Source organism: Nocardioides szechwanensis, from assembly GCF_900103935.1.
Taxonomy (GTDB): Bacteria; Actinomycetota; Actinomycetes; order Propionibacteriales; family Nocardioidaceae; genus Nocardioides; species Nocardioides szechwanensis.
This window is the reverse complement of sequence record NZ_FNIC01000007.1, coordinates 125,631-140,824: the sequence shown is the minus strand read 5'-3', so window position 1 is coordinate 140,824 and position 15,194 is coordinate 125,631. Positions and strand designations below refer to the sequence as shown.

Genomic DNA, 15,194 nt, shown 5'->3' with positions numbered 1-15,194 from the left:
TGAAGCGGAACGCGGACGAGGCAGGCGCCCCATACGCCCGCCCCGCCCGCTTTCTCCCCGGAGGGAGGCCCAGCCTCAGAACACCTGCAGCTCCGCGGCGTGGACGATCGTGCCCCGGTCGGACGCCGTCTTGCAGTCGGTGGCGTTGACGGGGTCGTTGTCGAGCTCACCGGCGTAGCCGGCGAAGCCCGTGCACTGGTTCTCGAGGACGACCAGTCGGATGGCGGCCGCCTTGGTCGGCTTCACCTTGAACGAACGCAGGTTCAGGGTGGGAGCCACCGGTCGCGGGCGCTTGGACGGGAACGCGTCGGCGCTCGAGACGTAGAAGCGCTTCCACTTCGCGTTGGCCTTCGTGCAGTTCTTCACGCACGCCTCCAGCGCGAACCGGCGCAGCGCCGTGAAGCGGGACCCGGAGTCGGGGTCGGCCGCCAGCGGTACGTCGGTGGGGGAGGCCGGCGCCGGGTTGAGGTAGGCGCTGACCTGGACCCGGCGGACCGTGTGGATCTTGCCCGCCAGGTCGACGGACACGAAGGGACGCGTCGCGTCGACGTTGCCGGCGGTGACGCCGCCCCAGTTGGTCGCCTCGGTGCCGTCGATGAGGGAGCCCGCGTTGCGCGAGCCCGCCGTCGAGCCGATCACCTTGGCACCGGACGCGCGGGCGGCGAGGTTGAGCTTGTCCTTGATCCGGTACGCCGTCTTGCCCGGGGTCACCTTGAGCGTGAACCGGGTGAAGCCGGTCTTCGGCGACACGAAGAGCATCTTGTAGCGGCCCGGGGTGAAGCCCACGACGTTGTCGAGCTTGGTCTTCTTCACGGTGTCGCCCACCGGGGTGACCCGCGCCTCGTAGTCGCCGACGAAGAGCTTGCCGGGGCTGGTGCTGGTGAACTTCACCGTGCCGTTGGCGCCCTTGGGGGACGTGAAACTCGGCTTCGGCTGTCCGGAGTCGGCGTTGGGCACCGAGGCGCCCTTGCCCATGCCGCGGCGGGCGAAGGCGGCCCACATGACCTTCTGGTTGACGCCGTTGAAGCGCATCCGGTCGGCGGCGAGCATCGCGTCACGCGCGTCCAGCATCGACGTGGCGCCCTGCTGGAGCAGGAAGGAGTCGAACATCAGCTGGACCCAGCGGCGGTTGCCCGGGCACAGCTGCGGGCGCTGGACGCCCTTGTCCCGGTTGCCCTGCGCGCACTTGAGCTGGAGCTTGGCGCGGGAGTAGTGGAAGCGCTTGACCTTGTTCCACTTGTTGACCAGGGCCTGGCGCACCTCCCACTGCGTGCCGTTCCAGATCTCGCCGTCCGCGTGCACCTCGACGCCGGTGCTGTCGAAGCCGTAGTCGGAGTAGTTGAGCGGGTTGCGGTTGATGGCGTAGTCGCGGATGGCGGTCTGCTTGTTGCCGGTGGCGTAGACGCCGACGGCCCAGATGTTGCCGCCGTTCTTGTAGCCGTGGCTGAACTGGTACTCCGCGGCGACCAGGTCGCTCCACGACTCACCCATGGCACCACCCTGCTCCGAGGTCAGGCCCTCGTCGGGGCCGCCGACCATCCTCCCAGTGATCGCGTGGGTGTACTCGTGGGCCACGATGCCCATGTCGAGCCCGCCGTCGGTGCACGGAGCGTAGAACGCGCCCGCGATCGGCTGGAAGAGGTACTGGTTGGTGATGCCCGGCACGCCGTCCTGGAGCGTGATCTGGTTGGCGTTGTCGCGGCCGAGGAACGACGGCTGACCGCCGGACAGCGCGCCGGCCTGGGCGTTGCCCACCTCGGGGTCGTTCTCCACCCCGCCGCGGCCGATGTTGTCGGTCTGGAGGTTGAAGTTCCGCTCGTTGAAGCCCAGGTAGTAGGAGTAGTCGTGCATCCGGTTGTGCGCCACGAACAGGTTGGTGACGCTGGCGTTGATGTCGTTGCCGCCGGGCACCAGCTCCGCGGGGTTGCACTTGCTGTTGTTCCACGCGTCGGTGAACGGGGTCGTGTACTGCTGGGTCGGCGACACCGGTGCCTGCGCCAGGCCGCCGGGGGTCAGCGGACTGGCCCAGGCCTCGTGGGTCGTGGCGTTGTTGCCGGTGGTGGTGAGCGACGACGTCCCGGAGGCGGTCATGAAGTCCCAGGGGCCGACCGCCTGGAGGTTGCGGAGAGGGCCGGTGCTGAGCGTGCAGCCCGAGGCGGCCAGCCAGCAGCCGACCACCGAGTTGCCCGGGGTGTGGTTGGGGGAGAAGTTCATCGTCGGGTTGGTGGGGAAGAAGCGCCACTTGGAGTTGTAGGCCAGGTCGTCGGCGCCGGGGGCACCCTCGTCACTGGTGGTCACGGCGACGCCGTAGTTGCCCGGGGGCAGGAACGGCGCGGTCGGGTCCTCGAACGGGCAGACCTGGACCGAGTAGTCGCCGCCCGGGATCGGGTCGGCGGAGTACGTCGCGGTCTCGGGGCTGGTGCCGAGGTCGCCGGCGACGAGCAGCACGTTGCCCGGTCCCCAGAGCTTCACCACGATGTCGTTGGCGGCGTTGACGGTGGAGGCGACCGCGACGATCTGGCGGGTGTTGTTGTCGGTGAGCGTGAACGGGTGTCTCGGCCCGCACGTCGCCGCGGTGATCGACCCCTGGAACGGGAAGACGTCGCTGCTGTTCTCGACCTTGTTCTGGCGGTGCAGGATCTCGCCGGTGACGGCGTCGACCATCAGCGTGTAGCCGAGCGCCGGGGCCGCGGCGGCGTCGACGACGTTGGACTCGAGGACCGGGCGGACCGAGCCGTCGGCCATGGCCAGGGCGCGCAGGCGCACCAGCTGCTCCTGGTCGAAGCCGGGGACGGCGAGGCGGGTCCAGCCGTCGGCGACGGTCTGGGTGATGTCGGCGAGGTCGCCGCCGGGGATGGCGCGACCGACGTTGGCGGCCGCCTTCAGCCAGCCTTGGAGCGGCGAGAGCTGGGCGGAGGGAGCGTCGCCGGTGGTCTTGCTGATCGAGGAGGAGGCGTAGGCGATCTCGCCGTTGGCGACGCCCACGGTGACCATGCTGGCCAGGGCCGGGGTCAGGTCACCGAAGCGCTGGCGGAAGAGGACGGCACGCGCGCTGCTCACGGCGAAGGGCTGCGAGCTCACGAGCTCGAGGTCGCTGACCTGCGCGGCGGTCAGCCCGAAGACCGAGGCGTTGCGGCTGAGCCAGGTGCGGGCGGCCTTGACGGGGTCGGCCGAGGTCGTCTCCGCGAGCGCGCCGTCGGCGGGCAGCAGGGACGCCGGCGTACCGAACCGGTTCCAGCGCACGTCGACGGCGCCGAGGCCGGCGACCGCCCGCTGCTGGGTGAGGCTGGGCCGGGCGGTACCGCGCCGGTCGAGGTCGGCCATGCCGTGCACCGGGTCGCCGATGGTGCGGATGTCGTCGACGACGGGTGCCGAGGAGGCGGGGGAGCGGGGCGCGGCGGCCGGGGTGTCGGCGAGCGCCGGGATCTGCAGCAGCCCGGGGACCAGGGTGGCGGTCAGGAGGGCGAAGGCGGCCGCGCTGTAGCGGCGACCCCGAGAGGGCAGGTGTGTCATGTCCAGCACAACGCCCGGCGTGCACGATCGTTATGTGGCTGTCAGACGAAACGTGAATTTCACATGCCGAGGGCACCTTTTACGAGATCTATTGGATCGTTCAAGAAATCGACGGTAGCGTCCTGCTGGTGCGAGCAATCAGACGATTCACGGTCCGCCCGGTCCTGCCCCCCGCCCTCCAGCCGCTCGGCGTGCTGGCGCTCAACCTGCGGTGGTCCTGGCACCCGGAGACGCAGGACGTCTTCGACGAGGTCGACTCCGACCTCTGGGAGTCGACGGGCCACGACCCGGTCCGGCTGCTCGGCGCGGTCGGTCGCGCCCGGCTCGAGGAGCTCGCCACCGACGAGGGTTTCCTGGCCCGCCTGAAGGTTGCCTCCGACGACCTCGACGCCTACCTCACCGGCGACCGCTGGTACCAGCACCGGGTGGCCGCCGGGTCGGCCACCACGGAGGCCGGCCCCGTCGCGATCGGCTACTTCTCGCCCGAGTTCGGCATCACGGCCGTCCTCCCGCAGTACTCCGGTGGCCTCGGCATCCTCGCCGGTGACCACCTCAAGGCCGCCAGCGACCTCGGCGTACCCATCGTGGGCGTCGGCCTGCTCTACCGCCACGGCTACTTCAAGCAGGCGCTGTCCCGAGACGGCTGGCAGCAGGAGACCTACCCGGTGCTCGACCCCGACGGGCTGCCGATCTCGCTGCTGCGCGAGCCCGACGGCTCGCGCGCGACGATCTCGATCGCCATGCCCGGCGGCCCCGACCTGCTCGCCCGGATCTGGGTGGCCAGCGTCGGTCGCGTGCCGCTCCTGATGCTCGACACCGACGTCGAGGGCAACCCCGACCACTACATCGACGTGACCGACCGGCTCTACGGCGGCAACAGCGAGCACCGCCTGCGCCAGGAGATGCTGCTCGGCGTCGGCGGCGTGCGGGCGCTGCGCGCCTACTCTCGGATCACCGGAGCGCCCGAGCCGGAGGTGTTCCACACCAACGAGGGCCACGCCGGCTTCCTCGGCATCGAGCGGATCCGCGAGCTGACCGTGGCCGAGGGCGGGCCCGGGCTCGACTTCGACACCGCGCTCGAGGTGAGCCGCGCCTCGACCGTCTTCACGACTCACACGCCGGTGCCCGCGGGCATCGACCGGTTCCCGCAGACCCTGGTCGAGCAGTACTTCGGTGAGTCGGGCGCGACCCCCGGCGTCCCCATCGACCGTGTGCTGGCCCTGGGCGCCGAGGACTACGAGGACGGCGACCCGTCGGTCTTCAACATGGCGGTCATGGGCTTCCGCCTGGCGCAGCGCGCCAACGGCGTCTCCGTCCTGCACGGCCAGGTCAGCCGCGGCATGTTCAACGGCCTGTGGCCGGCCTTCGACGAGGCCGAGGTGCCGATCGGCTCCATCACCAACGGCGTGCACGCGCCGACCTGGGTGGCGCGCGAGATCATCGAGCTCGCCGAGGCCGAGGGTGCCGACGCCGACACCGACGACACCGACCCCTTCTTCAACGCCGTCGACCGGGTCTCCGGCGCGCAGGTCTGGTCGGTCAAGCGCCGGCTGCGCGAGCGGCTGGTGCTCGACGCCCGCAGGCGGCTGCGGCGCTCGTGGGAGAACCGCGGCTCGGCCAAGGCGGAGCTGGCCTGGATCGACGGCGCGCTCGACCCGGACGTGCTGACCATCGGCTTCGCGCGCCGCGTCCCGTCGTACAAGCGACTGACGCTGATGCTGCGCGACCCCGCCCGGCTCAAGGCCCTGCTGCTCGACCCGGAGCGGCCGATCCAGCTGGTCATCGCCGGCAAGTCGCACCCCGCCGACGACGGCGGGAAGAAGCTGATCCAGGAGATGGTGAAGTTCGCCGACGACCCGGAGGTGCGGCACCGGATCGTGTTCCTGCCCAACTACGACATCGCGATGGCGCTGCCGCTCTACCCCGGCTGCGACGTGTGGCTCAACAACCCGCTGCGGCCCTACGAGGCGTGCGGCACGTCGGGCATGAAGGCCGCCCTCAACGGTGGGCTCAACCTCTCGATCCTCGACGGCTGGTGGGACGAGTGGTACGACGGCGAGAACGGCTGGGCGATCCCGTCGGCCGACGGCCTCGACGACCCCGAGCGCCGTGACGACCTGGAGGCCTCGGCGCTCTACGACCTGATCGAGAACGAGGTCGCGCCGCGCTTCTACGACGTCGACCACGAGGGGGTGCCGACCCGCTGGGTCGAGATGCTGCGCCACACCCTGAAGTCGCTCGGCCCCAAGGTGCTCGCCTCGCGGATGGTGCGCGACTACACCCTCAAGCTCTACGCCCCGGCGGCCTCCAACGCGCGCCGCCTCAACAACGACTTCGAGGGAGCCCGCTCGCTCGCGGACTGGAAGCAGCGGGTCAAGTCGCTGTGGCCCGAGGTCAAGGTCGAGCACGTCGAGAGCAGCGGCGTCGGCGACGCCCCCGAGGTCGGCGACGTCATGAGCGTGCGCGCCTTCGTGGCCCTCGGCTCGCTGACCCCCGACGACGTGGAGGTCCAGCTGGTCCACGGCAAGACCAACGGCGAGGACGAGCTCTCCGAGACCCGGATCGACACCCTCACCGTCGCCGAGTCCTACGACGGCGGGCGCCACCGCCTCGACGGCGAGGTCACCCTCGACCACAGCGGCGCCTTCGGCTACACCGTCCGCATCATCCCCCGCCACGACCTGCTGGTCTCCGACGCCGAGCTCGGCGTCGTCGCCATGGCCTGACCCGAACCTCACCGCCGACTCGGCGGTCGGTCAGGTGCCGCGCAGGACCAGGACGGTGCGGGGCCCGAGGGTGAGGGCGTCGCCGGCCTTGACGGGCGAGCCGGGCTCGAGGTCGGGGTCGGTGGTGAGGGCGATGTCGCCCTGCTGGACCCAGTCGTTCTCGGGCATCACCAGGTCGACCGGGTCCGAGCCCGAGTTGAACCACAGCATGAACGACGCGTCGACCTGCTGCTCGCCGCGCGGGCCGGGGGAGCGCAGGGGCTTCCCGGAGACGAACATGCCGATCGTCGTCAGGTGCGAGTCGTGCCAGTCGTCGGCGGTCATCTCCCGCCCCGACGCGTGCAGCCACGCGAGGTCCTTGGGTCCGCCGAGGATCGACGGCTGGCCCTCGAACCAGTGCCGCTGCCGCAGTGCCTGGTGCTCACGCCGCAGGCGCAGGGCGGCCTTCGTGATCTCGTAGACGTCGAGCCAGGCGTCGTCGGGCCGCCAGTCGACCCACGACACCGGGTTGTCCTGGCAGTAGGGGTTGTTGTTGCCGTGCTGGGTGCGGCCCCGCTCGTCTCCCGCGGTGATCATCGGGACCCCGTTGCTCAGGCACAGCGTCACCATCAGGTTGGCCGCCTGCCGCCGTCGTAGCGCGAGCACCTCGGGGTCGTCGGTCTCGCCCTCGACGCCGTGGTTCCAGGACCGGTTGTTGTCGGTCCCGTCGCGGTTGCCCTCGCCGTTGGCCTCGTTGCGCTTGTGCTCGTAGCTCACCAGGTCGCGCACCGTGAACCCGTCGTGCGCGGTCACGAAGTTGACCGAGGCGTACGCCGACCGGCCGTCGTCGGCGTACAGGTCCGACGACCCGGCCAACCGGGTCGCGACCCGGCGGATGCCCGACGAGCGACCGCGCCAGAAGTCGCGGATCTCGTCGCGGAACTGGTCGTTCCACTCGACCCACGGTGGCGGGCAGTCGCCGACGCGGTAGCCGTCCATCGACGCGTCCCAGGGCTCGGCGATGAGCTTGACGTGGCGCAGCACCGGGTCCTGGCCGATCGCCGTCAGCAGGTGGCAGCCCATGTCGATCTCGTGGTCGATCCGGGTGAGGGCCGAGAGCAGGTCGAAGCGGAAGCCGTCGACGTGCATCTCGGTCACCCAGTAGCGCAGCGAGTCCAGGATCATCCGCAGCGCGAAGGGGTAGGCCGCGTCGACGGTGTTGCCGCAGCCCGTGACGTCCCAGTAGTGGTCGGCCGGCTTGTCGGGCTCGGACGGTCCGACCCGCGTGTAGACCGCGTCGTCGAACCCGCGGAACGACAGGGTGGGCCCGTCCGCGCCGGCCTCCGCGGTGTGGTTGTAGACCACGTCGAGGATGACCTCGAGGCCGGCGGCGTGGAACGCCTTGACCATCGACTTGAACTCCGTGATCTGCTGGCCGCGGTCGCCGGAGGCCGAGTAGGCGTTGTGGGGGGCGAAGAAGCCGATCGAGTTGTAGCCCCAGTAGTTGGTCAGCCCGCGCTCGACCAGAGCCACCTCGGGCACGAACTGGTGGATCGGCAGCAGCTCGATCGCGGTCACCCCCAGGTCGCGGAGGTAGTCGACGACCGCCGGCGTCCCGAGGCCGGCGTAGGTGCCGCGCAGCTCCTCGGGCACCCGGTCGTGCAGCTGGGTCATGCCCTTGACGTGCGCCTCGTAGATGACCGTCTCGCGCCAGTGGTGGTCGGGCGGGGCGTCGTCGCCCCAGTCGAAGTCGTCGGTGACGACCACGCTGCGAGGGACGTACGCCGCCGAGTCGACCGGGTCGCGCTGCTCCGGGTCCTCCTCGCGGAAGCCGTAGATCGCCTGGTCGACCACGACCTCACCGCTCACCGCCCGCGCGAACGGGTCGAGCAGGAGCTTGGCGGGGTTGAACCGAAGGCCCGCTGCCGGGTTCCAGGGTCCGTCGACCCGGAAGCCGTAGCGGGCGCCCACCGCGACGCCGGGGACGGCGCCGTGCCAGATGCCGAGCGAGTGCTCGGTGAGCTCGTGGCGGCTCTCGCCACCCTCCTCGTCGAACAGGCAGACCCACACCGCGTGGGCGCGCGGGGCGTGGACGGCGAAGTTGGTGGCCTCGGGCGACCAGGTCGCGCCGAGCGGGTGGTTGCTTCCGGGCCAGACCGCGGCTCGGTCGCCGAGGTTGCGCCAGAGGCCGGGGGTCACTGACTCATTCTTGCCGATGCGAGAGGGTGGGTCCTCACAAGTCCGCATCGGCCTCGCAGTCGGCCGCAGCGGCAGCAGCGAAGGAGTGAGCGTGATGGGTGAGTTCGTAGGCCTCGAGGTGGCTGACGGCGTCGGCACGATCCGGCTGGACCGGCCGAAGATGAACGCGATCAGCTTCCAGGTGCAGGCCGAGCTGCGCGCCGCGGCCGCCGAGGCGAGCGAGCGCGACGACGTCAAGGCCGTCGTCCTGTACGGCGGCGAGCGGGTCTTCGCGGCCGGCAACGACGTCAAGGAGATGGCCGAGCTCTCCTACGCGGACATGGTGACGCTGTCGGGCTCCATCCAGTCGGCGGTCACGGCCGTCGCAGGGATCCCCAAGCCCGTCGTGGCCGCGATCACCGGCTACGCCCTGGGCGGCGGCTGCGAGCTGGCGCTGGCCGCCGACGTCCGGTTCGCCGCCGACAACGCCACCCTGGGCCAGCCCGAGGTCCTGCTCGGCATCATCCCGGGGGCCGGCGGCACCCAGCGCCTGAGCCGCCTGGTGGGTCCGAGCAAGGCCAAGGACATCATCTTCACCGGCCGCTTCGTGAAGGCCGACGAGGCACTCGCGATCGGCCTGGTCGACCGCGTCGTACCCGCCGAGTCGGTCTACGACGAGGCGGTGGCGTGGGCGGGGCAGTTCTCCGGCGCGGCCTCGCTCGCGGTGCGGGCGGCCAAGGAGAGCATCGACCGCGGCCTGGAGCTCGACCTCCCCAGCGGGCTCGAGATCGAGCGGCTGCAGTTCGCCGCCCTCTTCGCCACCGAGGACCGGAGCACGGGTATGCAATCCTTCGTCGACAACGGTCCAGGCAAGGCTCGGTTCGGGGGACGGTGAGCTCGTGGCAGAACGTAAGGCAAGCAGCACGCGACTGAGGGTGGTGGCGGCGCGGCTGCTCTGGCTCCTCTTCGTGGCGTGCGCGTCCGTACTGGCCGTCGCGGCGCTGCTGATCGCGCTCGAGGCCGAGCCCGACAACCCGCTGGTCGAGCTGGTGCTCAACCTCGCGGACGGTGTCGACCTCGGCGTCTTCGACCTCGACAACCCGATCAAGCGTTTCGCTGGCGACAACGGCGAGACCACCACGGCGCTGTTCAACTACGGCATCGGCGCGGTCGTCTACCTCGTCCTCGGCCGGCTCGTCGACCGGCTGGTCCGGCCCTGACGAGTGGCTCCGAGGCACGGGTGACCCATTCCACGCTGTGACGTAGTCGACCGCGGACCTGTGTTTCGTCGTACGTGACTCGGCGGTAGCCTGCCCTCGCCAGGAGTCCTGGCAGTCATGGACCTCACCATGACCTCACGAGTCCACAGGAGGGGCCGTTCCCGGCCACACCACCATGAACATTGTCGTCTGTGTGAAGCACGTCCCCGACGCGACCGCCGACCGGCGCTTCGAGTCGGACAACACCGTTGACCGCGTAGGCGTCGATGGTCTCCTCTCGGAGCTCGACGAGTACGCGGTCGAGCAGGCCCTCCAGATCAAGGAGAAGTCCGACAACCCGGAGGAGACCAAGGTGACCGCGCTCTGCGTGGGTCCCGAGAAGGCAGTCGACGCGGTCCGCAAGGCACTGCAGATGGGCGCCGACGAGGGCATCCTCGTCTCCGACGAGGCGATCGCCGGCTCCGACTACGTCGCGACCTCGCTCGTGCTTGCCAAGGCCATTTCAAAGGCCGGGGAAGAGCGGGCCGTTGACTTGGTGATCTGCGGCATGGCGAGCACCGACGCCGCGGGCAGCGTCGTTCCGGCGATGCTGGCCGAGCAGCTCAACCTGCCTCAGGTCACGTTCGCCTCGGTCGTCGAGACCCAGGGTGACCAGGTGCGTGTGAAGCGCGACGGTGACACCGCGACCGAGGTCATCGGCGGCACCATGCCGCTGGTGCTGTCGGTCACCGACCAGACCGGCGAGGCGCGCTACCCGTCGTTCAAGGGGATCATGGCCGCCAAGAAGAAGCCCCTCGAGACCTGGTCGCTCAGCGACCTCGGTGTCGACGCGGGCGACGTCGGGCTGTCGGTCGCCTGGACCCAGGTCGAGGACACCACCGAGCGCCCGCCGCGCTCGGCCGGCGAGATCGTCAAGGACGAGGACGGTTCGGGCGCCACGGCGCTCACCGAGTTCCTCGCGTCCAAGAAGTTCATCTGAGGAGCGGGAAGACATGTCTGAAGTTCTGGTACTCATCGACCACGTCGACGGCGCGGTCCGCAAGCCGACCTACGAGCTCCTCGCGATCGCCAAGCGCCTCGGCGAGCCGTCCGCGGTCTTCATCGGCGGGGCCGACCAGGCCTCCGGTGCGGCCGAGGCGGTCAAGAAGTACGGCGCCGAGAAGGTCTACACGGTCGACGACACCGAGATCAAGGGCTACCTCGTGGCCCCCAAGGCCGAGGTGCTCCAGCAGTTGGCCGAGAAGACCTCGCCGGCAGCGATCCTGATCTCCTCCTCCTTCGAGGGCAAGGAGATCGCCGGTCGTCTGGCGATCAAGCTGAAGTCGGGGATCATCACCGACGCGGTGGACGTGCAGTCCTCCGAAGGCGGCCCGGTCACGACCCAGTCGGTGTTCGCGGGCAACTTCACCGTCCAGGCGAAGGTCACCAAGGGCACGCCGATCATCACGGTCAAGCCCAACGCGGCGGCACCCGAGGAGGGTGACGGCGCGGGCGCTGTCGAGGAGTTCGCGGCGACCATCTCCGACGCCGCCAAGAGCGCCAAGATCGTGGCCTCGCAGCCGCGTCAGGCGAGCGGGCGCCCGGAGCTGACCGAGGCCGCGATCGTGGTCGCGGGTGGACGCGGCACCGGTGGCAACTTCGAGCCCATCGAGGGTTTCGCCGACGCCCTCGGCGCGGCGGTCGGTGCCTCGCGTGCCGCGGTCGACTCGGGCTGGACGCCGCACACCTTCCAGATCGGTCAGACCGGCAAGACGGTCTCGCCGCAGCTCTACGTCGCCAACGGCATCTCCGGTGCGATCCAGCACCGCGCCGGCATGCAGACCTCCAAGACGATCGTGGCCGTCAACAAGGACGACGAGGCCCCGATCTTCGAGCTGGTCGACTTCGGCGTCGTGGGCGACCTGCACACGGTGCTCCCGGCCGCGACCGAGCAGATCAACAAGCGCAAGGGTTGACCCGCCCGTAACTCACGCGAACAGTCGTTGACCCGCCCGAAAGTTTCGGGCGGGTCAACGTCGTTTCCGGGTCAGCGACCCTCGCCGGCGCCGCCACCCTGTGAGGGTTCGACGACCAGGCCGACCTGGGGCACGTGGACGGTGCGGGCGCCCGGCTTGCCGCCGATGACGACCTTGCGGAGCGCGACGTTGTTGTCCGTCGAGCCCTCGACGAGACGGCCGCGCGGGTTGGCCCGGACCTCGATGTAGTAGGTCCCGTTGGGCAGGCCCTCGAGGCTGAACGACTGGCCGGCGCGGAACTGCGCGTAGGTGTCACCCCAGCCGGAGACGAGCACCTCGCGGATCGACAGGGAGCTGTACTCACCGCAGGATGTGGTGAGGTCGGTGTTGACCGGGTTCAGCACCGCGGAGGGCACGGTCGTGTCGACGGCGTCGGTGTTGGCCAGGCAGAACGCCTCCTTGCGCGACTTCACGATCGCGGTCTGGTCGGCCTTGAGCAGCGTGTAGGACGCGAAGTCGCGGAAGTGCCAGTGCTGGTGGGTGGGCTTGGCGTCCCAGTGGAAGTGGCCCACCGGCTGGTAGCCGGTCTGGTTGCCGTCGGCGTCGAAGAAGTACTGGTAGGCGTCCATCTCGTCCTCGCCCTCGCGCCGGAAGCCGTCGACGACCAACGGGCTGTCGCCGCCGTTCCAGACGGTCGCGGAGAACTGTAGGAAGTCGCCCTTCTCGGCGACCCGGATGCCCCAGGCGGGCACGGCGCGCAGGTCCGGCATCGTCGTGGGCAGGTCGCGGGCGACCGGGCCGGTGGGCCGGGTCGCGGCGGGCCGCGCGACGCGGGACGGCGGCGTCGTACGACCCACGGGCTCCTCGACGCCCGCCTCCTCCTTGACCACGAGCGTCAGCGTGCGGGTCGAGTCGGCCTCGTTGAGGCCGAACGCCGTGGCGTAGCGCGGGGTGATCTGCGCAGTGACCTGGTAGCGGCCCGCCTCGAGACGCAGCGGCTTGCGGCTGTAGCCGAGCAGCGGCATCGCCCACCCGGCCTGGATGCCCTGGCGGGCGCCGATCGCGAACGGGTTGTAGCTGCACCAGTCGGCGTACGGCGAGGTCGCGGGGGCGTCGGGACGCATGCGCTGGGCGTAGCCCGCGAAGCAGACGCCGCGGACCAGGGTCTGGGTCGGCCCGCCCTTCATGGGCACCAGGGTGAGCTTCACGAACTGCCGGAGCGTGCCCATGCTGGTCATGGAGCCAGGGGGCAGCGCGACGTCGCCGCCGGGGGCCTTCCAGACGGTCTTGATCGTCTCCTCGTAGCTCGCCCGGGTGGAGCTCAGCTCGAAGGTCTCTCCGTTGGCCAGCAGGCGCAGGCCCAGGTCCGTGTAGGCCCGGCCCCGGTAGACGAAGGTCTCGTAGCGCTTCGGGGCCCACAGCGAGAGCGGCGAGTCGCCCTCCGCCCGCTGGCTGACGGGTGGGGCCGCGGGGGCAGTGGCGATGGCGGTGGCGGTGGGGCCGGTCAGGACCGGCACTGCCGGAAGGAGGAGGGCGATGCTGGCCAGGCCGAAGCCTCGCAGGGTACGACGGGTCCGCGACAAGGGTTCCTCCACTGATGGGTGACGTCTGCAGTGTGGACGCTCTGGCGGGGGTTTTGGTTGCGTACCGGGCGGATCGGTCGACTGGTCGAGACAGGTCGGGTCCGGCACGAACGCTCGCCTAGGCTCGGGGCATGAGCACCGCCGACATCCAGCAGGACGTGCTCGAGGTCGCACGCCGAGCCCGTACGGCGAGCCACACGCTGGCCCTGGCCACGCGGGCCGAGAAGGACCGCGCCCTGCACGCGATGGCCGACGCCCTGGCCGAACGCCACGACGAGGTGCTCGCGGCCAACGCCGACGACGTCGCCCGCGCCGAGGCGGACGGGACGCCCGCCAACATCGTGGACCGGCTCCGGCTGACCCCGGACCGCCTCGACGCCATGTCGCAAGGTCTGCGCGACGTCGCCGGCCTGCCCGACCCCGTGGGGGAGGTGGTGCGCGGCAGCACCCTGGCCAACGGCCTCGAGCTGCGCCAGGTCCGGGTGCCCTTCGGTGTGGTCGGGATGATCTACGAGGCCCGCCCGAACGTCACGGCCGACGCCGCCGGCATCTGCCTCAAGTCCGGCAACGCGGTCCTGCTGCGAGGCAGCTCGAGCGCCCGCTCGAGCAACGCCGCGATCGTGGCCGTGCTCCGGGACGCGGTCACCACGGCCGGGCTCGACGCCGACGTGGTGCAGCTAGTCCCGGGCGAGACCCGTGACAGCGTCAAGGCCCTGATGCGTGCCCGCGGCCACGTCGACGTGCTCATCCCGCGCGGCGGCGCCGGCCTGATCCGCTCGGTGGTCGAGGAGTCGACGGTTCCCGTGATCGAGACGGGGGTCGGCAACTGCCACGTCTACGTCGACCGCGCCGCCGACCTCGACAAGGCGCTCGCGATCGTGCTCAACGCCAAGACCCACCGCACCAGCGTCTGCAACGCGGCCGAGTCGCTGCTGGTCCACGCGGACGTCGCCGAGCAGTTCCTGCCGCGTGTCGTCGCAGCCCTCCAGGACGCCGGCGTGACCATCCACGGCGACCCGGCCTTCGGTGCCCACGACGGCGTCGAGCCGGCCACCGACGACGACTACGCGCAGGAGTACCTCTCGCTCGACATCTCCGCGGCCGTCGTACCCGATCTCGACGCGGCGATCGCCCACATCCGGCGGTTCTCCAGCCAGCACAGCGACGCGATCGTGACCGAGGACCAGGGGGCGGCCCGCCGGTTCGTGGCCGCCGTCGACTCCGCGGCGGTGCTCGTCAACGCCTCGACCCGCTTCACCGACGGAGGTGAGTTCGGCTTCGGCGCGGAGATCGGGATCAGCACCCAGAAGCTCCATGCGCGCGGTCCGATGGGACTGCCCGAGATGACCTCGACGAAGTACGTCGTCACCGGCGACGGCCACGTGCGCTGAGGGGGACACCCCTCGCGATAGCGTTTTGCCCATGCCCGCCTCCGACCGCGCCATCCATGCCGATGCGAGCGTGGAGCGGCTGTGGACCGGCGCGACTGTCATCACGTTCGTCCGGACCCTCGCGTCGCTGGCCCTGTGCCTGGTCGCGGCGGTCGAGCAGGACCGCACGCTGCTGATCGTGGGGCTGGTCGTTTACTGGGTCGGCGACATGGCCGACGGCGGCTACGCCCGTCTCTTCGACTGCGAGACCCGCATCGGCGGCGTCCTCGACATCATGTGCGACCGCATCAACTGCGCCGCCTTCTACATCGGGCTGGCCTGGCTCGAGCCCGAGATGGTGCTCCCGGTGTCGGTCTACCTCTTCAACTTCATGGTGATCGACATGTTCCTGTCGCTGGCGTTCCTGGCCTGGCCGATCCGCAGCCCCAACTACTTCTACGTCGTCGACCGCCGGATCTACACCTGGAACTGGTCGAAGCCGGCCAAGGCCGTCAACTCCTCGCTGTTCGCCGTTCTGCTGCTGGTCACCGGCTGGTGGCAGGTTGGGCTGGTGATCGCACTGGCTCTCGTGGTGCTCAAGTGCGTCTCGATGCGGTGGCTCTTCCAGCTCGGGATCCCGGTGCCGGAGCGCGCCGCCGTATGAGGCTCG

At 70.4% G+C, this 15,194-nt stretch carries 10 protein-coding genes; 7 read left to right on the top strand and 3 right to left on the bottom strand.

Annotated features, from left to right (window positions below):
• Positions 1-75: 75 nt before the first annotated feature.
• On the bottom strand, positions 76-3,513 hold the full coding sequence (locus BLR90_RS16405; RefSeq protein ID WP_091026440.1) for a M36 family metallopeptidase: 3,438 nt from the start codon (positions 3,511-3,513) through the stop codon (positions 76-78).
• A gap of 128 nt (positions 3,514-3,641) precedes the next feature.
• On the opposite strand from BLR90_RS16405, the gene glgP reads away from it, so the two are divergent.
• Positions 3,642-6,239, top strand: a complete 2,598-nt coding sequence (glgP, locus tag BLR90_RS16400) for an alpha-glucan family phosphorylase (RefSeq protein WP_091026307.1) — start codon at positions 3,642-3,644, stop codon at positions 6,237-6,239.
• A 30-nt stretch (positions 6,240-6,269) separates the two neighbouring features.
• Here glgP and glgX read toward each other — a convergent pair whose 3' ends face one another.
• A complete protein-coding gene (glgX, locus tag BLR90_RS16395) occupies positions 6,270-8,417 on the bottom strand; it encodes a glycogen debranching protein GlgX (RefSeq protein ID WP_174812369.1) in 2,148 nt (715 codons plus the stop codon).
• 94 nt (positions 8,418-8,511) lie between these two features.
• Between glgX and BLR90_RS16390 the strand changes: the two genes are divergently transcribed.
• From BLR90_RS16390 to BLR90_RS16375, 4 genes are all read left to right on the top strand, one after another.
• A complete protein-coding gene (locus tag BLR90_RS16390) occupies positions 8,512-9,291 on the top strand; it encodes an enoyl-CoA hydratase/isomerase family protein (protein ID WP_091026305.1) in 780 nt (259 codons plus the stop codon).
• A 4-nt stretch (positions 9,292-9,295) separates the two neighbouring features.
• Complete coding sequence (locus tag BLR90_RS16385; RefSeq protein ID WP_091026304.1) at positions 9,296-9,616, top strand: hypothetical protein; 321 nt, start codon at positions 9,296-9,298, stop codon at positions 9,614-9,616.
• A gap of 193 nt (positions 9,617-9,809) precedes the next feature.
• The gene (locus tag BLR90_RS16380; protein WP_245715358.1) at positions 9,810-10,595 is read left to right on the top strand and encodes an electron transfer flavoprotein subunit beta/FixA family protein; all 786 of its coding nucleotides are present in this window, start codon (positions 9,810-9,812) and stop codon (positions 10,593-10,595) included.
• 13 nt (positions 10,596-10,608) lie between these two features.
• Entirely contained in the window at positions 10,609-11,571 is a 963-nt protein-coding gene (locus tag BLR90_RS16375; RefSeq protein ID WP_091026302.1) for an electron transfer flavoprotein subunit alpha/FixB family protein, read from the top strand.
• A 71-nt stretch (positions 11,572-11,642) separates the two neighbouring features.
• On the opposite strand, the gene BLR90_RS16370 is transcribed toward BLR90_RS16375, so the two are convergent.
• Entirely contained in the window at positions 11,643-13,154 is a 1,512-nt protein-coding gene (locus tag BLR90_RS16370; RefSeq protein ID WP_091026301.1) for a lysyl oxidase family protein, read from the bottom strand.
• 131 nt (positions 13,155-13,285) lie between these two features.
• Here BLR90_RS16370 and BLR90_RS16365 point away from each other — a divergent pair, with 131 nt between their 5' ends.
• Together BLR90_RS16365 and BLR90_RS16360 are read left to right on the top strand one after the other, a co-directional pair.
• Positions 13,286-14,545 (top strand): glutamate-5-semialdehyde dehydrogenase, encoded by a 1,260-nt coding sequence (locus tag BLR90_RS16365; protein WP_091026300.1) that lies wholly within the window; start codon positions 13,286-13,288, stop codon positions 14,543-14,545.
• Between the two features lie 31 nt (positions 14,546-14,576).
• On the top strand, positions 14,577-15,188 hold the full coding sequence (locus tag BLR90_RS16360; RefSeq protein WP_091026299.1) for a CDP-alcohol phosphatidyltransferase family protein: 612 nt from the start codon (positions 14,577-14,579) through the stop codon (positions 15,186-15,188).
• Positions 15,189-15,194: the final 6 nt, after the last annotated feature.